Raw genomic sequence first — 24,791 nt, forward strand, 5'->3', positions numbered from 1 at the left:
ATGGGCGAGATCCAGATCCCCGATGACGGTTTCTGGGGTCCCATCTACTACTCGATGTACGCGCTGACCGGGATGAAGCCCCCGCAGGTGATCTCGGGGGACATGTACGCGCTGTCGCCGGAGCTGATGGACCTGGCGGGGTCGTTGCAGCAGACGATGGATTCGGTGAATTCGTTGTCGGGCGGTGTGTACGAGACGGTGTCCGGCGGGACCGCGGACGCCTTCTCGGAGCACGTGCGGGGTCTGTCGGACGGTCTGCCGGACCTGATGGCGAACATCGCGTACATGGCCGAGAACCTGGAGAGCTTCGGCTTGAACGGGGAGGAGGCGGAGTACGAGATCATCGTGACGCTGGCGTTCTTCGCGGCGTCGATCTTCTCGTTGTACTTCTCGCCCTTCGGGCCGTTGCTGGTGCCGTCGTACATCGCGATGGGGCGCGAGTGGGTGCGCCAGATCATCATGGTGGCGAAGCAGCAGGCGAGCACCTTGACCGGTCAGATCCGGATGGCGTGGAACTGGGTCCAGGAGGGCGTCCAGGAGGTCGTCGAGTCGGGGTTGCCGCAGGTGATCACGATGAACAACGGCAAGCGCCAGCACCTCGACGGCCAGATGTTGATGGACATGTTCTTCATCGGCATGGCCGTGGGGATGAACAGCACGCTGTTGCACGCCGGGGCGAACCTGAACCGGCACCTGCGGGAGGCGATCAAGAACCCGTTCGGCGGTGGTGTGCTCGACGTGATGTCGGAGATGCCGATCGAGGCCGTGTACTCGGTGATCAAGGGCATGGAATTCGACGGCCTGGGCACGTTCCTCTCCGGGATGGTGATGGGCACCTGGTCGCAGTCGGCGCACAACTGGGCCCAGGACAAGAAGCAGGAGCTGGGCCAGATCGGTGATCGCGGTCCCGCCGGCGCCCCGAAGCCGAACCTGGGCATCGTCACCCCGCCGCCCACCACGACCGGCCCGAAGGGCGACAGCGGACCGAAGGGGTCCGGCGCCCACCAGGGCGTCCCGGACGGCAAGTCCGCCGTGAACGACAAGCCCGCCGTGAACGACGAGGGCGCGCCGGACGGCAAGGGCAAGGACGGCCTCGACGGCAAGGGCGACCCGAAAACCCCGGTGGGCACCGGAAATCCGGACCCGGACGTCGTCGAGAACCCCGCTCCGCCGTACACCCCGAACCCGACCGTCGCCGAGCAGACGCTGCTGCTGCCGCCCACGACCGGGCAGGGTGGTCCGGGCACCGCGCCGCCCGAGGCGGGTGCCGGGCAGGGCAGCACCACGCCCACCACCGGCGAGCAGCCGACCGCGCCGCCGCCGGGCGCCGTCGGGGGCCAGCCGGGCGCCACGCCGCCCGGGGCGGTCCCGCCGCCCGTCGCCGGGACGACTCCGCCCGCCGCCGGGCAGAAGTCCCCGGGGGGCGACACCCCGGTCGCTCCGGGATCGCCCGCGTCGCCGGAAGTCCCGGTGTCGCAGCAGATCCCGCTCCCGCAGGCGCCCGGCTCGAACGCCCCCGTCGCGGGCACCCACCCCCCGGGGGGCCCGGGTACGACCCCGCCCGCCGCGACCCAACCGGCGGGGCAGGGGACGCCCACCGGGCAGGAATCGTCGGTGGGGCAGCAGGATCCGGGCGCCGCCACCGGTCAGCTGGGCGACCGGCCCCAGCCGTCCGGCTCCACCTCGCAGCCGGGTCAGACGACCCAGCCGGGTCAGACGACCCAGCCCGGCCAGACGACCCAGCCCGGTCAGACCCAGCCCGGTCAGACCCAGCCGGGCCACGCCTCGCAGTCCGGGCAGGGGGCGCAGACCGGTCCGACGACGCAGACCGGCCAGGACTCCGCGAGCGACCAGAGCTCGACCCCGGCGCCGGTCACCTCCGGCACCGCGGACCCGGCGACCGGCCAGCCGACCGGTGCCACGGCGCAGCAGCCGACCCAGGGCACCGCGCAGCACCCCGGCGGCGACCAGCAGAGCGGGACCAACCAGCCGAGCGCACCCCGGAGCGAGACGCCGCAGGTCGGCACCCCGCAGGCCGGGACGACCCAGGCCGGGACGACCCAGCAGACCCCGGCGGGCCAGACCTCGAACAGCGGTCAGCAGACCGCGAACCAGACCGGCGGCCCGACCGCGGACCGGTCGACGAACCCCCGCGGGCTGCCAGGTCTCGACACCTCCGCGCAGTCGCTCACCACCGATCAGCCCACCTTCGCCGAGCAGGCCACCGACCGGCCGACCTCGGTCGCCCCGCCGACCGCGCAGCAGAACTCCCCGGCCTCGGACGTGCTCTCGGTCGGTTCGCCCGAGCTCACCGAACCGTCCGAGGTGGACTCGGACGTGAGTACCGAGTCCACATCGGACCAGGACTCCCCGCTCCAGCCGGGCCCCGCCCCGCGGCAGGGCACCTCGACCACCCAGCAGCAGACCACCCAGCAATCCGGCACCACACAGCAGCAGGCCGGCTCCACCCAGCCGAGCACCGGGCAGGCGACCTCCCAGCCCACCGGTCAGAAGGGCCCGGCCGCGACCGCGTCGACCACCGACCCGGGCGCGCGCCCCGAGCTGACCACCTCGGTGGACGCCGCCACCGATCCGCGCCCCGGGGCCAGCACCGAGGTCGCGGGCCCGGAGGCCCCGGCCCGCACGTCCGAACCGTCCGCCGTGCTCGCCCCGCCCGCCACCGCCGAGACCTCCGCCGAGTCGGGCACGCGGTCGAACCCGGTGCAGGAGACCAGGACCACCCGCACCCCGCGCCCGATCGCGAACGTCTTCCGCCGGTTCGACGACGACTACTCCTCGGGCACCAGCGCCAGGACCGGCAAGAAGGTCTACTTCAAGCGGTCCGAGGTCAAGGCCACCGCGCACCAGGACACGACCGGCAGGATCGTCGGCGTCAGCTTCCGCGACGGGCAGCGGGAAGTGAAGCAGGATCAGGCCTACGCCTCGCTGACCAGGGGCGAAGCCGGGACCTCCCTGCTGTTCAAGTTGCCGCGGTTCGGCAAGGTCTACGAGCGGCGAACGCGGACCTGGCTGGAGGTCGGCGAGCCGCGGCCCCCGTTCCTCGCGGTGGACCGCTCGTCGGATGGCTTCGAGGTCACCGCGGGCACCGGTGAGCGGGTGCGGGTGGACGGCGCGACCTACGACCACGTCGTCGACGACTCGGCGGTGTTCCACCGGGCCATGACCCGGTACGCCCGGGAGCAGGGCACGCCTCCTCGGCGCTACGAGCTGCTGGGTTCCACCACCGGGAGGAACGCGGACCAGGTCACCGCGGACTTCCACCTCTCCCGGGTCGCGCGCGGGCGCACCGAGCTCGTCGACGCGGCCACCGAGGACCTGCTGATCTCCCCCGACGGCCGCTACGGCGTCAACTTCGGCGGGACCTGGGAGACGTTCTCCGGGGACACCACGACGGGCCAGATGCTGTCCCGGAAGGCCTCGCGGGCCGCCTCCGGCGCCTTCACCGACGGGCACTGGGCCCCGTCGTCGCCCGCGTTCGGCAAGCACGTCGACCTGCAGTCCGGGCGGGGCGTGGCCACCGGCAGGACCTACTACTTCGATCCGGCCAAGGTCCAGGCGCGGATCCTGCGCGGGCCGCAGGGCGAGCCGGTCGCCGTCACGTACCTGTCGAAGCCCGCGGAGCTCGCCCAGGCGGAGAAGTGGGCGCGGGCGCGGCCGCGGTGGGCGGCTCAGGCGTTCACCTTCGACGCGACCGTCGTCAGCGGTGATCAGCTCGAGGGCGAGCGCTTCGAGCGGCGCACCGAGACCTGGCAGGAGCGGGGCGAGAACCCGCCGCTGGGCCTGATGGCCCACGCCGACAGTCACTTCTTCACGGCGCGGCCGGACGGGGTCACCGAGGACGTCTGGGTCCCGGGCGAGGTGTACGCGCGGATCAACGAGTTCTCGGCCGTGTTCCAGCAGGCGAAGGCCGAGTACGAACAGCACCACGGCGTTCCGCCGCAGCGCTTCAAGCTGGTCTCCTGCCTGGCGGGCGGAAAGCGGCACGGGGCTGCCTTCGACTTCCAGCGGACCCGGTTCCTGCGCTTCGGCCACGCGCAGCCGGTGGACGCCGCGAGCGGTTTCGTCACCTTCCCCGCCAGCGGGAAGTCCGCCGTGCTCAACGGCGGTACCTGGAGCACCTTCAGCGCGGGCGACGACCCGGTGCGGACCCCCGCCCTGTCCGACGACGGGGTCGGATCCGGCACCTGGTCGGACGTCGGGCCCGCGCCGACGGCCACCACCGAGGGCGGTACCCACCCGGAGACCGAGCGGACGGCCCTGGCCCGGCCGGACAGCGCCCGCTCGTTCCCGCCCGGCTCCTCCGAGGCGGGCAGCACCTCGGAGTCCGATCCCGCGTCGGACGCGGGCATCGAGCTGACCGAGCCCGACACCGCCGCCGAGGAGGCGGCCTCGCGCGCGGTGCGGGAGGGCTACTCGCTCGGGTTCGACCCCCGGACCCGCAGCTGGATCCCGTTCCGGCGCGCCGGGGTCAGGGCGAGCGCGCGGCTCGACTCGAACGGCGTGCCCGTCGGCGTCAGCTTCCGGACCAGCCCGGCCGAGGTCGCCGCCGATCAGGCCTACGCTTCGCTGACCCCGCGCGAGGCCTCGGAGACGCTGCTGTTCGCCGAGAGCCGCGGCGACGATCCGGACGGGGACGGGGCCCAGCCCCGGGCCGGCGCCCGCTACCAGCGGGCGCAGCGGTCCTGGGCCCGCCGGGGCGAGTCCCGGCCGTTCTTCTCCTCCGCCGCGCTCGCCGCCACGACCGTGGAGATCACCCCGGCGGGCGGCGGGCGGCCGCTGCTGGTGGACGCGCCGACCTACGCGCGCGTCACCGCGGACTCGGACGTCTTCCAGCAGGCGGTGTCGGACTACCGCAGCTGGCACGGCGAGAGCCCTCGGCGCTACGAGCTGGTGGCCGTCGGCACGCCGGGGGCGCGCACGGCCGGGCTGGCGCGCGACTTCCACCTGGCGCGGCTGCACGAGCTCGGCCGGACCGAGCAGGTCGACGCCGCCACCGGCACCGTGTTCGTGGCACCGGACGGTCGCTACGGGGTGCTGCACGGTGGCACCTGGGTGAGCTACGGCGGCACTTCGGCGTTCGACCGGACCGCGACCGAGCTGAACAACCACGCCGGGCTGGAGACGCACGTCGACGGCATCTGGCGCGGCCCGTTCACCAACCGGCCGTTCGGCTGGAAGGCCGACTTCCTCCGCGGAGTCGGCGAGCACACCGGCCGGACCGTCCACTTCGACCCGAAGCGGGTGCGGGCGGCGGCGGTCCCGGACGAGAACGGGACCCCGGCCGCCGTCACCTTCCTGCTCGACCGGGCCTCGCTGAAGACCGCGGTGCGCCACTACGGCGGCCGGCACCGGTGGGGCTCCCGGTCCTTCCACTTCGGACCCGAGGTGCGCGGTACCCGGGACATCGTCGGCGCCCGGTACCAGGAGGGCGTCCGATCCTGGGACGTCCTTGGCGAACCGGCTCCGTTCGGGCTCGTGACCCACCACCTCAACGGGCGGTTCCAGATCACCTCGCCCGACGTCGCCGAACCGGTGCTGGTCACCAGCGCCACCTACGCGAAGGTCGTCGAGCTCAGCTCGGTCTTCCAGCGCGCCGTCGACGACCACACCTGGGCGCACGGCCAGGCGCCGCGGCGGTACGAGCTCCAGTCGTGCACGGCCGCCGTGGGCGGGCCCGCCAGCTCCGCCTACCGGTTCCAGCTCACCCGCGCGCTCCGGTTCGGCCACCAGGAGCCGACGGACGCCGCCACGGGCGTCGTGAGCAGCCTGGTGATCGGCGCCACCGCGGTCACCGGCGGCGGCACCTGGCACGCGTTCGGCAGCGACGGGACGATCCGCGAGGGCGTGCTGCGCGACGGCGATCCGCGGAGCAGCGACGGCCTCTGGAGCGGCCGAGGGCCCCTGCCGCACGGCACCGCGCCCGAGCCCTCGCGTGGCGAGGCGCGTCCGGACGAGCGGGCGGCCGACGCGGGTCGGCAGGCCCCGGCCTCGGAGTGGACCACCGAGAACAGCGTCGCGCTGTCCGGTTCCCAGCCGGACGGGCCGTGGGCGGACCAGGCCGACACCCCGGTGGCGGCCGAGCCGCCCCCGGCGGGCTGGTCGATCGGGTGGAGCCCCGCCGCGCGGCGGGACGTCTCCTTCCACCCGGCCTCGGTGCGGGCGACGATGTTCCGGGACGACCAGGGCGTGCCCACGGCGGTCGCGTTCCTGAGCTCGGCGCGCGAGCTCGACCAGGTGGGGCGGTTCTCGCGGAACCGGCGGCGGCAGGCGCACAAGGCCGTCCAGTTCGACCGGGGCGTGACCCACGAGAACGCGGCGAGCAGCGCTCCGCGGGTCAGGCTGATGCGGTGGGCGGCGAACGGCCAGCCGATGCCGCTGGCCGTGTTCGCCCACCACAACGAGCTCGGGTTCCAGATCGAGGCGCGGTCCGGCCAGGTCCGCTCGGACCTCCGGGTGGACGGGGACACCTTCGCCGATGTGACCGAGCACTCGCAGGTGTTCCAGCAGGCCGTCGCCGAGCACGCCGCCCTGCGCGGTACGCCGCCGCTGAGCTACCAGCTGCTGGCCTGCAACCCGACCGAGAACGGCGTGATGTCCGGTGCCGCCCACGAGTTCAACCTGGGGCGCGCCCGGTACGGGCACGCCGAACCGGTGATCGCGGCGAATCGGACCGTGCTCTACAACCAGTCCGGGATGGCCGCCGTCGTCGACGGCGGAACCTGGTGGCAGTACGACAGCGGGATCGTCTACCCGGCCACGGTCGACCCGCCCGCCCCGGTGCCTGCTCCCGCGACGACCCAGGCCCCCGGCTGGGGTGGGTCCGCTTCGCGGGGCACCGCGGTGTCGGCGGAGTCGTTCGCGGGTGATCCGGCCGCGGGTGACGCCCTGGTGCGGGGTCGCGTGGCGGCGCTGGCGGGGGTGAACAGCGCGAACTTCGAGCGGGACGCCGACGGGTCGCTGGGGTACCGGACGAACTGCGCCGATGCGGCGGTGCAGTTCCTGAACCGGTGGTCGCACCCGGATCGGGCGGCGGAGTTCGTCGCGGGCCCGAGCGGGCCGGTGCGCTGGGAGCGGATGGCTCGGTCCGGTCTGCGCTACGAGGGTGAACTGCCGGGGATGGACGCCGTGCGGGAGCGGCTGTCCGGTTCCGGCCGCTCGGGCGTGGTGCTGGTTCCCGCGCAGGAGGGGCCGGGGCACTTCCTCGCGGTGGTGGCGGACGGTGGCCAGGTGCGGGTGGTGGACGCGCAGGCCGGTCGGGTCGGCTCGACCCTCGAAGCCCCGGGCCCGGTGCGCTTCTGGGAGCGGCCCGCCGGTGGGCCGGTGCTGACGCCGGTCCTGGCGCCGGTCGGCGACCGGCTGGCGCTGGTCGGATCGGACCCCGCCGAGTTCGGCGGCGTGGACGTGAGCCGGGGCGCGCAGCGGCTCGTGAACTGGGCGGGACTCGGCTACGACCGGGCGCTGCGACGGGCCATGATCCACGAGATTCGGAAGCGAGCCTTCACCACCAGCCCCGCCACCGTCGAGCACCTGCGGCGGAAGTTCGACGACCAGGCCCCGTTCTGCCAGCGAGCGATCGCCCACGTGGTGCGGGAGAAGATCGCCGAAGCGGGCAAGGCCGGTGCTCCGCTGCGGATCGACTCGCTGGCGGAGGGTTTCGGCATCGCCCGCGAGGAGGCCGCGCGGAACCTCGCGGACGTCGAGCGGTCGAACTGGGACAACAACGGGCGCGAGGAGGGCGGCCGTCTCGTCTACGACGGGCGCCTCGGCGGTAGCGTCCCGCTGCACCCGGACTACCGCTTCGAGAACGTCCGCCCCGGGCACGAGGTGGACGCCAACCTGCTGTGGGCCGGGCTCGTGCGCCTGGACGCCGTCGACAGCAGGGGCAGGCCCGTGTCGGCCGAGTTCCTCGCCGCCAAGTACTACGGGCGGAACGGGTCGTGGCGGATGGATCGCGCCACCGCGGAGTTCCTGATCGAGCGCGCCGCCGCGGCGGCCGTGCGCAACTACGCGCAGGCAGGTGTGCCGAAGCCCCACGAGGTGCTGCGCCTCCGGTTCAACACCGACGTGCGAGCTGTCGTCTTCGCGGTGGCGCGGGAGCAGCTGGTCACCGGGGAGGTGAGGGCGACCGTCCGCGGCCTGGGTCGCAGGTTCGCGCTCGTCCCGGTGGAGGCCGAGCAGGTCCTGTGGGAAGCGCGCGTGGACCTGGCGCGGGAGGGTCTGCGCTCGGGGAGGCTGAACATTGACGACGCCCGTCGCCGGTACGGACTGACCGCGGGGGAGGCTCAGTCGCTGAACAGGGAGATCGCCGCCGAGATCGCGGCCAGCGGGGGGATGGTCCTCGACCCGGTCCCGGCGTACTCCCCTCCCACGTCACCGGACGCCTGGGGGCCGGCGCCGGAGTACGACGAGCTGGCTCCCCCGCCGGAGGGGGAAGCGGCGCCGGAGTACGCCGAGTTCGACCCGGAGGCCGGGGATCCGGCGTTCGGCGAGGACGGCCAGGTCACCGGCTGGGGCGGTGGACCCGGGCGATCGAGCCGCGACGGCGCGTCCCTCACGCCCTCGGGCGTCGACGCCTTCGGGCCGCTGACCGGGCCGAACCGCCTGCCGTCCTTCGACACCACCGAGGCGGACCTCGACGGCTCGCCCCGGGTGGTCTCCGCCGAGTCCTTCGCGGAGAGCCCCGGCGGCCAGCACGACTACCTGTCGCGGCACTTCGGCCACCTGCGCGGGGTGAACCAGCGCAACTTCGAGGGCGACCGCTCCGGCGAGCGCGGCTACCGGTCCAACTGCCTGGCCGCCGCGATCCAGGCCCTCAACGCCGACGCCGACCCCCGTCGCGCCGCGGAGTTCGAGGCCGGGCCGAGCGGGTTCGCGCACCGGGACCAGGTCGCGGCCTCCGGGCTGCCCCCGATGGCGAAGCAGCGGCGCGGCCACGACGACGTCATCGCGCACGTCCTGCGGCAGGACAGCGATGGCCCGCACGGGCTCGTCTACACCGACCTCGGCGGCGGCGAGGGGCACTTCACCTCCGCGCACAAGCGCGGCCGCGACGTGGTGTTCGTCGACGCGCAGTCCTGGTCGCTGGCCCCGCTGGGGAACCCGGTTGAGGTCTGGTTCTCCCCGGTGAGCCCCGACCGCCCGCTGATCCCGGTGCACAACCCGGTCGGCACCCAGCCGGGCCGAGTCCCCGGCTGGGGCGGCGCGCGGAGCCAGGTCCGCATCAGCGACGCCGGTTCGATCCTCGACGACATGGCGGATCTCGTCGAGGACGTGACCGGCAGGAAGCGGCTCAGCCCCGCGGTTCTCGTGTCGCGCTGGATCGGCACGACGCCCGCCGGCATGACCCCCGCGGAGAAGGGCGCGGCACGGCTGCTGGTCATGGAGCACCGCGGCGCACCGCTTCCGGAGGTCGACGCCGAGCACCTGAGCGCGGCCGCGAACGTGCTCCGCGGGATGCGCCAGGAGCTCGCCCTGCGGCGCAGCACGACCTCCGCGCTCGGCGGCTCGGTCCTGTTCGGTGCCGAGCTGACGTTCACCCGGGAGGACCTCGACGGGCCGTCCGAGACCGGCGGGCACCGGGAGACCGTGGACCGGCGGCAGCGGGAGCGCGCGGCCCTGACCGCCGCCCTGATCGACGAGTGGGCCGGGCGCGTCGTGGCGACCACCAGGTCGCTGCGTGAGTCGGGGATCGAGCTCCTGGTGGAAACCGGTCCCGGGCCCGAGGTGAGGTTCAGCTACACCGGGGGCGGCCGGAGCTGGTCGTGGTCCCTCGGCACCGGCGAGGGCGGCCTCGTGGTCCGGACCGCGCCCGCCCCGGCCACCGCGTTCGAGGACGGCTGGCTCGCCGACGTCGTCGACGAGCACATCTTCGGGGCGGCCGGGGAGCAGGGCTTCGAGCCGAGTGCGTTCGGGGCCCTGTCGGTCGACGCGCGGACCGCCTTCGGCGGGCACACCGAGCTGCACCGGGCGGTGCTCGACGGCGTGCTCGCGCACCCGGCCAACGGTGGTGCGGGTGACTTCCGCCCGACCGTGGAGCGGCTCCTCGACGGCGTCCGCAGCGGGCACGTCGACGCTCGTGCCCCGCTTCCGGACGGGGGGAGGGCGACCGGTAGGGCCGCCGCCCGGGTGAGCGGCACGGCCCTCCGCGGGCCCCGCCCGGCACCGCCGCACGAACCCGGGACGCAGGCGATGCTCACCCACGAGCACTGGCGGGACCGGGCCGCCTCGGTGGGGGCGGCGACCGTTCCCGAGGGCGGCAGGAAGGGCAAGAGCCGCGGCCCCGCGCGCGGCGCGGCCCGCAACACCGACGAGGTGCTCTCCACCGTCGGGCCGTGGTTGCTGCACGGCCTGGCAGGGCGGGGTCCGAGCGGCCGGTTGCGGCTCTACCGCACCATGTCGCACGCGGAGGCGGCCCAGATCCGGCACTGGTACGCCCACCAGAAGGACGCCACCGAGACGTGGATCCGGAACCGCGAGTGGGAGCAGGACCCCGCCTTCGGCGGGGAGCGGATCAGCAAGCTCTTCAACCGCGCGATGGAGCGGGACGACCGGCTCGGCGTCCTGGCGATCGGCAAGCACGTCGGCGGCTGGGAGCAGGTCGAGCACTACTACACGAACCCGGCCGAGCAGACGATCCTGGAGTTCGTCCTCAAGCCCGGCGCCCACGAGCTGCTGTTCGACCCGCGGCACCTCGCGATCTCCGGCGCGAGCGGCGCCCCCTTCCACCTCCGGAACTACGGCGAGCGGACCGGTGCGGCCTTCCCCGAGGCCAGCCCGGCCGAGGGCAGCCTGGTCGGCCACATCGGGATGAAGCTCGAACGACACGGCCCGTTCAGCCTGTTCACGGGTGGTTCGCGCGCCACCCAGCTGCTCTTCCAGCTGTTCGTCGGGGAGGTGCGCGACGTCCGCGACGGTTCGGAGGCCCGCCCCGCGGCCGAGCACCGCCCGGACTACGGGCTGCTCCCCCTCGGAGAGGTCGCGGCCGACGAGGGCCGGGCAGGCCTGGCGCGGCGGTTCCACCAGGTCCTCGGCAGCATCCAGGACATCCGGGTCGAGCTCCGCGGCGACCAGGAGGCCCGGCTCGACGCCCTGCGCAACCTGAGGGCGGCCTGGCTCCCCGGGGGCAGGAGCCAGCTCGTCCCCGCGCCGCGCGTGGTGTCCGCCGAGACCTTCCAGGGAGACCGGGCGGGTCACCGCTCGTACCTGGAGCAGCACTTCCCGCACCTGCGCGGGGTGAACCACGCCCGCTTCCGCGCCGACCGCGCCGGTGAGCACGGCTACCGCAGCAACTGCCTCCCGGCCGCGATCCAGGCGCTGAACGCCGACGCGCGTCCCGACCTCGCCGCGAACCTCACCGCGCCCCCGAGCGGGTTCGCGCACCGCGACCAGGTGCCGCACTCCGGGCTGCCGCCGATGGCGGAGCAGCGGCGCGGCTACGACGACGTGGTGGACCACGTCGTCCAGCAGGGCTCCGACGGCCCGAAGGGCTTGGTGCACGCCGAGTACGCCGACGGGCGCGGGCACTTCTTCACCGCGCACAAGCGCGGGCGGGACGTGACGTTCTTCGACGGCCAGTCCTGGAGGCTGGCCTCGCTGGGCACCCCGAGCCGGGTGTGGTTCTCCCCGGTGACCTCGGATCGGTTGCTCACGCCGGTGGGCACGCCGGTGGGGACCCGGGCGGGAGCGGATCCCGGCTGGGGCGGTGCGCCCCGATCGCACCTGACGGCCTTCGCGGGCCGGGACGCCGAGGGCGAGATCGTGACCTTCGACGTCGACCAGGTGCGGCTCAACACCGCCAGCGCGGGCGCCACGCGGCGGGGGATCGCCGAACACCAGATGACCCTGTTCTCCAGCCCGGCCGCCGCGCAGCGGTACTACGGCTGGAGCAGCCGGGGCGAGGGCACCCTCGTGGTGGCCGCCTCCCCGTCCGGCCCGCTCTGGAGCGAGGACGGCGACTCCCGGCCGGAGGTCGAGCTCACCGGCGCGCCCGTGGTGGCGGTCGAGATCGTCAACGGCCAGGTGCCGCTGCCGGTCGCCCTCGACGGGCAGCGGGTCGAGCCCGTCTGGGTGACACCGGAGGCCGCCGCGCGCGTGATCCTCCGCGATCCGCACGTCCGGGAGCGCAACGACCTGATCCTGCTGCTCCCGGACGCCGCGGACCGCGCGGTGATCCGGGACTTCGCGCACGCCTTGATCCAGGTGGACGGCGGCCTCGCCTCGGACCTGGCCGACGTCGTGCGGGTGACCACCAGCAGGGGACCGATCGAGCTGCTGCCGGAGGGGATGCTCGCCGTGCGCGGCGATGCCGGGTTCGTCACCTACGAGCCCGGGCCGGGAAGCGCGATCGACGACATCCGCGTGCGCGGCACCGTGCTCGCCCGGACGAGGTTCGCGCGGCCGCAGGACGCGGGCGAGACCTCCGCCCCGGGCGCGGGGAAGGCACCCGGGCGCTCCGGCAGCGCGAAGCAGGGGCGGAGCGGGCGCAGGCCGGAGCGCGACGGCCGGGACGATCGCGGCTCGGGGGCGACGCGGCGCCGCGCGCACGCCGCGCCGGAGACCCACGTCGAGCAGCCACCCCCCGCGGTTCCGGACGCCCCGGACCCGAGCGAGCGGGACCCGTACTCCGTGCTCGGCGTCTCGCGGGAGGACGGCGACGGGCACATCGCGACGGTCTACCTCTCCCTGCTGGAGACGGTGACCCACCCGCAGCACCACGCGGACATCACGCAGGCGTACCGGGAGATCACCGAGATCTCGCGCCGCCGGGAGGAGTCGGCGGCCGCGACCTCCGCGCGCGGGCAGGCCCGCCGCGACACCGACCCGCGGCCGCCGCGGGAGGCGCACGAGCTGCTGGGCGTGCCGAAGGACGCCTCCCTGCGGGAGATCGAGCGCGCGCACGAGAGGTTGGCCCGCGGGGCTTCCGGTGCCGAGCTCGAGCGGTTGCGGTCCGCGTTCGACGAGTTGGCGGAGCGTGCCAGGCAGCGCGAGGCCGCGCGGCACGAGGAGCCGCACGAGACGCTGGGGGTGGCCCCGGACGCCGGCCTGCGGGAGATCGAGCGCGCCTACGGCCGGTTGTCCCTCGGCGCCTCCGGTGCGACCGGGTTCCGGCTGCGGTCCGCGTTCGACGCGATGTACGAGCGCGCCCAGGCGCGCGAAGCGGCCCCCGAGGCGTCGCGGCCCGAGCCGGGTCCGTCCCGTCCCGGGCAGGAGCCGGAGGCACCGCCCCGTCCGGAAACGTCGGGGTCCGCGTCCCAGCCCGGCCCGGAGCGACCCGCGCACGAGGTGCTCGGGGTCGCGGAGTTCGCCTCCGAGGAGGAGATCTCCGACACCTACGGGATGCGGGTCTGGTTCTCGCCCGACGACGCCGGCGAGCTGCGCCGCGCCTACGAGATCATGCGAGCCCGGGCCAGGAAGCGCGCCGAGGACGCCCGCGAGCAGGTCCGGCGGGAGCAGGAGGAATCGGCGGCCCGGCCCGGTGGGAAGCGGCGGGACCCGCACGCCGTGCTCGGCGTGTCGCCCGACGTGACGATCGAGGGCCTCGGTGAGGCCTACGGCCGGAAGGTGCGCGCGCTCGCTCCCGGGGACCAGGTCGCCGCCGCGGAGTTGCAGGAGGCCTTCAACGCGGTGGCCAACGCGGTCGCGGCGCGGCTCGCGGAGGAGCGCTCGCGGCAGGACGCGCGGCGGCGCACCGAGCAGGAGCACGAGTCGGATCAGCGGCGCCGTGCGCGGCCGCAGGAGAAGTGGCGCCGGGCCGCGGACAAGTGGGGCGCGGACGACCTGCGCGCCGAGCAGGACCGGCTCTGGGAGCGGGAGCGGGCCCAGACCGCCCGCGGCGACCAGGACCGGCAGGAGCAGACCCGGGCCGAGACGAGCGCGGGGGCGCAGGCGAAGCAGGACGCTCGGGAGGACGACCGGCGCCGGGCGGCGGAGGAGCGCCGGGCCGAGGCCAAGCGGCAGGCCGCCGCCGACAAGCAGCGCCAGCTCGACGAGCGCCGCGCGGCGCGGGAGCGAGAGGCAGCGCGGGAGCGGCCAGCGCAGGAGCAGGACGCCGGGCGGGAACGGCCAGCGGGGGAGCAGGACGCGGAGAAGCAGGACGCCGGGCGGGAGCAGGACGCTCGGGAGGACGAGCAGCGCCGGGCGGCGGAGGAGCGCCGGGCCGAGGCCAAGCGGCAGGCCGCCGCCGACAAGCAGCGCCAGCTCGACGAGCGCCGCGCGGAGCGGGAGAGGCAGCAGCGGGAGGCCGAGCAGCGCGGCGAGACCGAGCAGCCCCGGCCGCAGGCCGGACCAGCCACCGGTGATCCCTCCTCGCAGGAGGACACCGGTCACCTCGATGACCCGCCGCTGATCGGGCGGGAGGGGAAGGAGGTGCAGGACCACTACGCGGTGCTGCAGCTCGACCCCGCCGCGACCGCCGCCGACATCAAGAAGGCGCACCGCAAGGGCGTGCTGCGGTACCACCCGGACAAGAACCCGGATGATCCGAAGGCGGAGCTCCGCTTCAAGCGCGTCCAGGAGGCGTACGAGGCGCTGAGCGACGACAAGAAGCGCGCGAAGTTCGACTCGCTCCGGAACTCGCACCACCTGGAGGAGCAGCGGCGCCGGGACCGGCCCGCCCCGGACCCCCACCAGCAGTGGTCCGGTCCCGGTGAGCGGTCCGGCCCCCGGCCCCGCCGCCGCGACACCGGTCCGCGGCCTCCCCGGAACTCGCGCGCGGAGCAAGCCCGGCGCAGCGGTACCTGGGGCGGATTCCCCGGAAACCCGACCGGTTACGACGCCGGACACGGCTACCCGTACGGCGAGGCTTACGGCTACCCGTACGCCCCGGGGCACGGCTACCCGTACGACCCGGGGCATCCCGCGGGGGGCCACTACGCGCACGGTCACGGCGGCGGTCACCGGCCCTACAGCGGTGACTACCGGGACCACGACCCCCGCGCGTACGAGCAGCACCGCCGTCCCCACCCGGGCTGGTACGGCGGCGCCCCGTCGACCGCGGCCACCGGGGCCGTGTTCACCCCACCGCCGGGCGCGGTCTCGGCCGAGTCGTTCCGCGACGACCCCCACGGCCACTTCGACTACGTGGCGGACCGGTTCGACCTCGTCTACGGGGTGAACCGCCCGAACTTCGCGCGCGACGTGCACGGCACGCGCGGCTACCGGACCAACTGCGCCCCGGCCGTGGTGCAGTTCCTGAACCGCCTGGAGCACCCCGAGCGCGCCGCGGACTTCGTGGCGGGGCCCAGCGGGGCGGTGCACCGCGACGACTTCGACGCGACCGGCGCGCGGCGCGTCGCCGGGGTGTCGGATCTCGCCGCGGTCGTGGACCACGTCGTGCGGCACGGCCGTCCCGGCGCGGTGCTGGCGAGCTACCCGGACCGCGTCGGCCACTTCTTCGCCGCGGTCAAGGACGGCGACCGGGTCGCGTTCGTCAACGCGCAGGAGGCGCGGCTGCAGGAACTGGGATCTCCGAGCGAGGTCGCGTTCTGGGAATCTCCCGGCGACGGCCGGGTGCTCGCGCCGGTGCACGCGCCGCCGCTGCCCCGGGTCGCGGTCCCGGCGGAGCAGCCGCTCACCCGCGGCGGCGGCCCCGCCCCCGATCCGGCCGCCGAGCAGCGGCTCGCCCGGATCCTCGAAGCGGGCGAGCTGGCCGATCAGGCCGACGCGGACAGCGACGACGGCTCCGGGCTCGACCTCGAAGCCCAGTACGGCATCTCCCCGGCGGAGATGGACCGCCACCCGGCGGACATGCGGCCCACGCTGCTGCTGGACGGTCCTCGGGGGATCTGGCTCACCGAGCCGCGAGTGCGGGCCTGGCTGGCCGCGAGCGGGATCACCTACACCCCGGGGGAGAGCGTCCACCACTCCATCGCGCTCTCCCTCGGCGACCTCACCACGTCCGAGGAGTCCCTGGCGGACACCGGGATCGTCGACCTCGCCGCCGCGCGGGCCGAGCCCGGAACGCGGATCTACCGCATCGACGAGGCGCGGCACTTCTTCGACGCGATGCGCGACCTCGCCGCCCAGCACCACTGGAACGAGCAGCGCCGCGTGCTGGAGGCGCTCAACGTCGTCGCCGACCGGATCGTCGCGGAGTTCCCGCCGGACCGGTTCACCTACGTCGGGATCGGGCGCAGCCCGGCCCCGCTCGTCGCCGCGCTCCAGCAGGACGGCCACGACGCGATCTCCATTCCGCTGAGCCGCTTCCAGCCCCGGCCGCTGCGGCGGACGGTCCTGCGCGCGGCCCTCGCCGACTACGAGCTGGAGGAGCCCAGCCGGGAGCAGCTGGCGCTGCTCGACGACCACCTCGGTGAGTTCCTCGGCGACGTCGGCGCGGACGGACGAGCGCTGCTGCTGATCGACTACTCCCAGTCCGGGTTCAGCCTGGCCACCGCGAAGGACTACGTCGAGCAGCACCTCTCGGGCCACCTCGCCCGGTGGGCGAAGGGGCGCCCACCGCGGAACGCGGCGCCGACCGGACCTCCGGTGCACGCGCTCGCGCTCACCTCGGTGCTGCAGGGCTTTGAGCAGAGCGTCCGGGAGCTCCCGCGCGACGTCGAGGCCGGCAGGCACGCGCGCATCAGCGGTGACGTCGACCGGTGGCTGGAGCGCTTCCACATCCGCGCGGTCGACGGCCCGGACGGGCTCGGCGCGAGCGGCGACGCGCTGGCGCTGGCGTTCGGCTGGGCGAGCTTCGACGCGCTCGCGGAGTACGGCAAGTTCAAGGTCCTCGACGGCGATCCGCGGGACATCACCCGCCCGCTGCGCGGCGACGTCCGCGCGGGCGGCGACCAGGCCGCGAGCGCCTACCGGCTGCTGCGGCAACTGGTGCGGCCGAACGAGGACCCGGCCGCGAAGCTCGCCGCGCTCGACGGGTTCGGCGGCGCCCCCGGGCCGTCCGCGACCGAACCGCTCGGCCTGCCGCCGAACGTGATCTCGGCGGAGTCGTTCAGCGGTTCCCTGGCCGAGCGGATGGGGGCCGAGGACGAGTTCGCCCACCTCGCGCAGGTGAACGGGTCCTACCTGGACCGCGACCAGCCGGGGCGGACGACGAACTGCCTCGCGGCGGCGATCCAGACGCTCAACGCCGACCTGCACCCGGACCGGTCGGACGAGTTCACCGCCGAGCCGGGCGGGTACGCGCACCGCGACCGGGTGCCGGAGTCGGGCCTGCCCCCGCTGCGGATCGTGGAGCGGGGCTACGCCGAGATCGCCGAGATCGCCGCGCGCCCCGGGCCGGACGGCCCGATCGGGCTGGTGTTCGCGGACTTCGCCGACGGGGCGGGGCACTTCTTCACCGTGCACCGGCGCGGGGAGCGCGTCGCGTTCTACGACGGCCAGTCCGCGACGGTGGCCGCGCTGGGCGACCCGACCCGGGTGTGGTTCTCCCCGGTGGAGTCGGACCGGGTGCTGGTCCCGGTGTACTCGCCGGTCGGGACCGCCGACGGTAGGCCGGTGGACGGCACCGCGCTGCCCTCCGCCCCCGCGGCGCGCCTCGCGCGGATCGTCGAGGGCGGCAGGGCGGCCGATTCCCACCTGGACAGCATCGACCTCACGCCCAAGGAGGGCGGCTGGGACGGCGTCCTGAAGCCGAAGCGCACGTACCTGCGCGCCGGTGATCACGAGATCCGGCTGACCCCGGGCCGGGCGTTCGCCTGGCTGGCCGAGAGCGGGCAGTCGCTGCCGGAGGAGAGCGACACCTTCTACGAAGCAGTGCCGCACGCCCTCCGCACCGTCGGGCACTGGGACCTCACCGACAAGGCCGTGGGCGGGGTCCGCCGCGTCTCGGCCGACCGCGCCGGCAGCGGTGACCGGGTCCTCGGGCTCGACGACGCGAAGCGGTTCGCCGACCTGATCCGCGACGCGGTGCGGCAGCACTACTGGAACGCCCAGCAGCGGGTGCTGCGCGCGACGGACCAGCTCGCGGTCGAGGTGCTGGCCGAGTTCCCACCGGAGCAGTTCTCCTACGTGGGCGTCGGGCGCAGTCCCGCGATGTTCGTCGCCGCCCTGCAGAGCAGGGGGTGGACAGCCGTGTCGATCCCGCTGTCGAGCTTCCGCCCGGCGCCGGCGCAGGACTCACCGCTGTTCCGGACCTACCTCGGCCACGCGAAGGCCATGGCGCCGCTGGGCGAGGGCGAGCTGCGGCTGCTCGACGCGCACTTCCAGGAGTTCCTGGGCGAACTGCCCCGGGACAAGGACGTGCTGCTGATCGACTACGTCCGGTCGGGACTGTCGCTGGTCTCGGCACAGCACCACCTCCAACGGCACCTCGACGCCACGCGCGGGCCCGGCAGCCAGGTGCGGGCGCTCGCGGTGCACGACCACGAGAGCACCGACTCGATCAGGCGGTTCCGCGCGGAGATCAGCGCGGACACCACCGGTGGGCCCGAGGCCGCCGCCGCGCGTGCCGAGTGGGCTCGCCGCTTCCACCTCAAGGTGATCGACGGCCCGGACGGGCTGGGCGAGCACGGCGAGGTCCTCGCCGAGGCCCTCTACACCGAGGCGTTCGACGGGTTCGCCGAGGTCGGCGAGTACCAGTTCATGCTGGAGGACACGGCCAACCCGATGCGGCCGGACCGCCCCGGTCCCGAGGCGGTCGCGCGCAGCGGGTACGCGGTGGTGCGCGACCTCCTGGGGCGTCAGCACCGCGGCGCCGACCCGGCGGCGAAGAACGCCGCGCTGTCCGGCTACGGCGGCGCGCGTCGCGCGGCGACCCCGGAGGCCCGCCTCCGGCGGATCGCCGCCGCCGCGGAGCGCGGGACGCCCCGCACCGCCGCGGACCCGGCCGAGGGACGACGGCACGCCGCCGAACCCGGGCGCAGCTACCTGCGCGCGGGCGGCACCGGGATCTGGCTGACCCCGGACGTGGCACGGGCGTGGCTGGCCGACCACGGCATCCACCACCCGGCCGACGGCGATCTCGCGCTGGCCGCCGAGGTCCACCTCAGCGCCCCCTTCGACCGCGCGGACGAGGGTCCGCGCCACCCGGGGGACGGCGGTCCCGAGCTCGCCGACCGGGTGTACGAGATCGACCGGCCGCACCACCTGCTGCGGGACCTGCGACGCGCGTCCGCCGAGCACCACCGCCAGGAGCAGCGGCGCGTCGAGCGCGCCGCGGACGAGGTCGCCGAGCTGATCGTCGAGGACTTCCCGCCGCAGCGGTTCAGCTACGCGGGCCTCGGGTGGAACCCGGTGCCGATCCTCACCTCGCTGCGGGCGCGGGGGCACGCCGCGTTCCCGTTGCCGTCCTCCTCGGACACCTCCGCGCAGCCGCTGACGGCGCACTTCCAGGAGTTCCTGGGCGAGCTGCCCCGGGACAAGGACGTGCTGCTGATCGCCACCACCCGGCGGGGCCGGTCCCTGGCCGCCGCGCAGCACCACCTGCAGCGCTTCCTGAACGACGAGGCCCGGGCCAGCGGCTCCCGGCTCGGGGCGGTGGTGCGGTCCTTCGTGCGCTCCGAGGACGACTCCTCGTCCGCCGAGAGCGGACCGGCCGTGCACGCCCTCGCCCTGTCCCACGACTCCTCCGGCCTGGAGGAGCTCGTCACCTCCGTGCGGGACGACGAGGCGCGCCCGGTGTCCGAGCGGGCCAGGTGGCTGAGCAGGTTCCACGCGCAACCGCTGGGCGGCCCCGGAAGCCGCCTCGGCGACGACGCGCGCGTGCTCTCCGGGGCCGCGCGCGAGCGGGCCGCGGACGGCGCGGCGCGGGAGGACGTCGACCTCGTCCGCCGCGACCCCGAACCGGCGGCGACGGACCCCGCGCACCCGGACTTCGGCGCCGCGGTTCCGGAAGCCCAGCGGTACCGGGACGACCTGCGGCGATGGGACGAGCAGCACCGGATCGCGCGGGCGGTCGACGACGCCGCCGAGCGGGTGGTGCGCGACTTCCCGCCGGAGCGGTTCGGCTACGCGGGCCTCGGCACCGGGGCGGCAGCGATCATCGCGGCGCTGCGGCAGGACGGGCACCCCGCCCGGTCGCTGCCGGTCTCGGCGCTGGACCCCGGTGCGGGCGCGGCGGCGGCCGAGGAGGCCCTGGCCGACCTGCCCCGCGACCGCGCGGTGCTGCTGATCGACCACGACGCGTCCGGACGGCTGGCCTCCGCGCGGGACCGGCTGCAACGAGTTCTGGACGACACCCGCGGCCCCGGGACCGAGGTGCACGCGCTGGCGCTCACCCCGGACGAGGCGGCGGCCGGCGGTCGCGGGAACACCCGGGACCGCTTCCACCGCGCGCCCCTCGGCCCGGGATCCGACGCGACGGCGCTGGCGGCGGCGCTCGCCACCAGCCGGACCGACGACGTGGTCGAGCACACCGCGACCGGGCCCGAGCGGTCCGGGTTCGGCGGCACCGGGCGGCGTTCCGCCCTGGTGCGGGTGAACCTGCCGAACGTGGTGTCGGCGGAGACGGAGGGAGCCTTCCCCGCCGCCCGGTCCTGGGTCGCGCGGAACTTCCGGCACCTGAGCGGCATCAACGCCGGACGGGAGCCGGGGCGGGACACCAACTGCCTCGCGGCGGCCATTCAGACGTTGAACGCGGACGCCCACCCCGGGCGGGCGCGCGAGTTCCGCGCGCGGCCGGGCGGTTTCACGCACCGGGACCGGGTGCCGGAGTCCGGGTTGCCGCCGATGCGGAAGCTGGCTGGCGGCTACCGCTCGGTCCTGGCCGAGGTCTCGGGCCCCGGCCCGGACGGGCCGCGCGGCCTGGTGTTCGCCGACTTCGACGACGGCGCCGGGCACTTCTTCACCGCGCACCGGCGAGGTGACCGGACCGTCTTCTTCGACGGGCAGACCGGTTGGCTGGCCATGCTGGGCGACCCGTCCCGGGTGTGGTTCTCCCCGATGACCTCCGACCGGGTGCTGGCCCCCGTGTACTCGCCGGTCGGCACCGCCGACGGCGCCCCGCTGAACCGGACGCCCGCCGCGCCCGAGCCGTCACCGAAGGAACGGCTGGAACGAGTCCTCGACGGCAGCGAGGACTTCGACCGGGGGCTCGATCGAGTGCGCGGCGTGGTCGACGGGATCCGGGGGGCGCGGTCCGCGCCCACCTGGCTGCGGGCGGGGGAGCACGAGATCCGCCTGACGCCGGGCCGGGTGCGCAACTGGCTCGCCGCGAGCGGTTACGCGGTCCCGAGGTGGGGCGGCTTCAGCGACGCCGCGCGGTGGTACGTGCGCTCCTTCAGACCCTGGGACACGGATCCGCGCGCGATCGGCGGGGTTCGGCACGCCCGGGACGACCACGCCGAACGCGGCGAGCGGGTCGTCGGCATCGACGAGGCCGCGCGCTTCGTCGACGCGGTCCGCACCCTGGCCGCCGAGCGGCACTGGGACGAGCAGCGGCGCGTCGTGCGAGCCGTCGGCGAGCTCACCGACCGGATCCTGGAGCAGTTCCCGCCGCGTCGGTTCAGCTACGTCGGGCTCGGGCGCAGCCCAGCACCGGTGGTGGCCGCGCTGCACAACCGCGGCGAGACCGCCGTCTCGTTGCCGCTGTCGTCCTTCCGCCCCGCCCCGCCGGCGAGCTCGGGCCTGCGGCGGCCCTTCGAGTCGAGTGGCAAGGCACCGCTGACCGACGAGCAGCGGCGCCGGCTCGGCGAGCACTTCGAGGCGTTCCTCGGTGAACTGCCGGAACACCGGGACGTGCTGCTGATCGACTACACCCAGAGCGGGTTGTCGCTGATCGCCGCGCAGCACTTCCTGCAGCGGCACCTGGACGAAACGACCGCGCCCCCGGACCTGACCAGGCAGGTGCACGCGCTGGCGCTGCACGACGATGACTTCGCCATCGAGCTCGAGCTGACCCGGAACCTGCTGGCGTCCTCCACCGCGGGCACGCCGTGGAGCGAGCGGTTCCACCTCCGGCAGCTGGAGGGCGCGGACGGTCTCGCGCTGGCCGACGCGCTGGCGGAGCAGGCGTTCGACGGCGTCGCGGAGGTCGGCGAGTACCGCGTCCTGGACCGGGATCCGGGCCTGCCCCGCCGCGCGCGGCCCGGGGACCGGGACAGCGCCTACGAGGTGCTGCGCGACGCCCTGGGCCGCTCCGGCAAGGACGCCTCCGCCCCGTCCGGCTTCGGCGGCCTCCGCCGCGACGCCGCGCGGGCCGAGGGCACCCGGCCGGGCGCGTCGCGGGAGCGCCTGCGGCGGTTGCTCGACCGCGCGGCCGCCTTCGACGGCCCCCGCGCCGTGATGCCCGCGGCGGAAGCGCTCCGGCACCTGCTCACCCCGAGGCGCACCCTGCTGCGGGCGGGCGAGCACGCGATCTGGCTGACGCCGTCCCGCGCGCGCGCCTGGCTGGACGACGCCGGCGTGCGCGACCACGGTGGCCGCGCCTTCGCCGAGGCCGCCGCGCTGCACCTGAACACGCCGCCACCGGGCGATCGGACGTCCTGGCTCGACTTCTCCGACTCCGGGGTGTTCCGGCCGACCGCCGAGCACCTCGACGGCGAGGTCCGCGTCTACGACGTCGACGACGCGCGGCGGTGGCACGCCGAGGTGCGTCGCGCGGTCTTCCAGCACCACTGGAACGAGCAGGAGCGACTGGTGCGGGCGGTCAACGCGGTCGCCGACCAGATCACCGCGGTGTTCCCGCCGGAGCGGTTCAGCTACGTCACCATCGGGCGCAGCCCCGCGCCGATCGCCGCCGCGTTGCAGGACCGGGGGCACGAGGTCACCGCGGTCCCGGTGTCGGGCTTCGAGGTGGCGCCGCTGCCGGACTCCGCGCTGCACCCCGCGTTCGAGCGCACCGGGATCCCCGGCCCCACCCCGGCCCAGCTGCGGCGGCTGGACCAGCACTTCGCCGAGTTCCTGGGCGACCTGCCCCGGCACCGGGACGTGCTGCTCGTCGACTACGCCCACTCCGGCACGACGCTCGTCGCGGCGCAGTACTACGCGCAGCGGAGCCTGGACCAGCGGGCCGGCGGACCGGGGCCGGTGGTGCACGCGCTCGGGACGCACGGTTCCGAAGCGCGGGAGCGCCTGGAGCGGCTGCGCGACGACCTCCCCGAGGACACCGGGACCGCGTCCGCCCGGCAGTGGCGCGAGCGCTTCCACCTCGCGCAGCTCGACGACCCGAACGGGCTGGGCGCGGACGGCGAGGTGCTCGCGGAGGCGACCTGGGAGCACGCCTTCACGTCCCTCAGCGAGTACGGCTCGTACCAGATCCTCGACGACGCGGCGGGCCCGCCGCCCCGTCGCGGCCAGACCGGCGGCCGGGACGGCTACGCGCTGCTGCGCGACGTCGTCCGGGACGGCCGGTCCGCTTCGGACCCGTCCCGGCATCCGATGTCCGGTTTCGGCGGGCTGCGGCGCCGCGGACCGGTTCCCGGGGGAGGAGTGCGTCCGGAGGACGGCGAGCGGTCCGCGCGCACCGACCTCGACGGGCTCGTCCGCGACGGCGTGACCGGCGCCGGGTCCCGGTCGCTGTCCGGCGAGGGCGTGCGGACCGGAGCGGAACGACTCGGCGGCCGGTCGCCCGTCGGCACCGCGCCGGAATCCCCGGCTCGGCGGTACGCGCTGTTCGCCGCGGTGCACCGGTACGAGGACTCGCCGTCGCCGCGGACGGCACCCGCCCGGGACGACTCGGTCGTGACCGCGGCCGGGTTCTCCGCCGAGCGGGACGCGGCGCGGTACTTCCGCGCGCGGTTCCCGCGGCTGCGGGGGATCAACGGGGCGCGGTACGCCCGGCGCGAGCCGGGGCACACCGAGAACTGCGGTCTGGCCGCGATCGCGGCGGCCCGGACGTTGTCCGGCGGGACGACGGTCCCGGCCGAGGCCGGGGGCCCGATCCGGCTCGGCTCGCTGGCGGACGCCGGAGGCGGTCCGGCGGTGGCGGCCACCTTCGACCAGGTCGTCGCGCACCTGCGCGCGCAACCCGAGGGCGCGTGGGGAGAGGTGTACCTGGCCAGCGGGCCCGGGCTCGTGCACGTGGTGCTGGGCGAGCGCGCGGCGAGCGGTGCCGTGCGCTTCCCGGACCAGCAGCGGGGCACGATCGCCGACGTCCGCGCCTCGAACGTGATCGGGTTCCGGCCGCTGCCGGGGACCGGCGCGTCCGCGCTGGAGGGCGCGGCGCTGGACCCGGAGCTGCTCGTCGGGATGCCGCCCGGCGCGGGCGGGGTCCGCTCCGCGTTCCGCCGGATGCGGGACGGGCGGCGGCTCGCGCGGGCCGGGGACTCGGTGCGGGACGGTGCCCAGCGGGGCAGGCCGCTGTCCGTCGCCGTGCTCCAGCGCGGGTACCAGCTCACCCGCGAGCAGGCCGTCGACGCGGTCGCGGGGGTCGTCCTCGGCGAGATCGGCCGCTACGACGGTCCGTGGTGGAGCAACCGCGTGGACCGCGACCGGTGGGACGACATGCTGGCCCTCTACGGGGTCCCCGCCGGGGAGCGTGCCGAGATGATCGCCGCGATCGCCCGCCGGGACGTGCGGGCGAACGCGGTGCCGGGCCGCACGATGTCCTGGGCGGACCTGTACGTCCGGTACGGACTCGGCCACGGCGAGGTCAAGGCCGTCGTCGAGTCGGCGGCGCGGGAGGAGGTGCGCGATCCCTCGAACCGGACGAGCCACCTGACCAGCCGAGAGCTGGGCGAGAGGTACGGCCTGGGCGGGGAGCGGGTCCGCGGCGTGCTGGCGCAGGTCGCCCGCGAGGACGCGGCGGCCGTCGCGGCCGGTGCGCGGCCGGTCTCCTCCGCCTTCCTCGCGCGGCGCTACCACCTGAACCCGGACACCGCCCGCGAGGCGATCTTCCTCGCCGCCCGCGAGGACGTGCGGGCCGCCGCCGAGGCGGG

General features: G+C 75.3%; 1 protein-coding gene (cut by a window edge). It reads left to right on the forward strand.

The genetic code is table 11. From position 1 onward, the window contains the following. A protein-coding gene (locus ACL03H_RS00835; protein ID WP_412809059.1) for a DnaJ domain-containing protein crosses the window boundary here: on the forward strand, positions 1 to 24,791 show its 5' portion. The gene runs 12,283 nt beyond the window's last position; only the first 24,791 of its 37,074 coding nucleotides appear in the window; its start codon is at positions 1 to 3; the stop codon falls past the right edge of the window.

Origin of the sequence: Saccharopolyspora antibiotica (genome assembly GCF_047200635.1) — a bacterium.
In the GTDB taxonomy this organism is placed as follows: Bacteria; Actinomycetota; Actinomycetes; order Mycobacteriales; family Pseudonocardiaceae; genus Saccharopolyspora_C.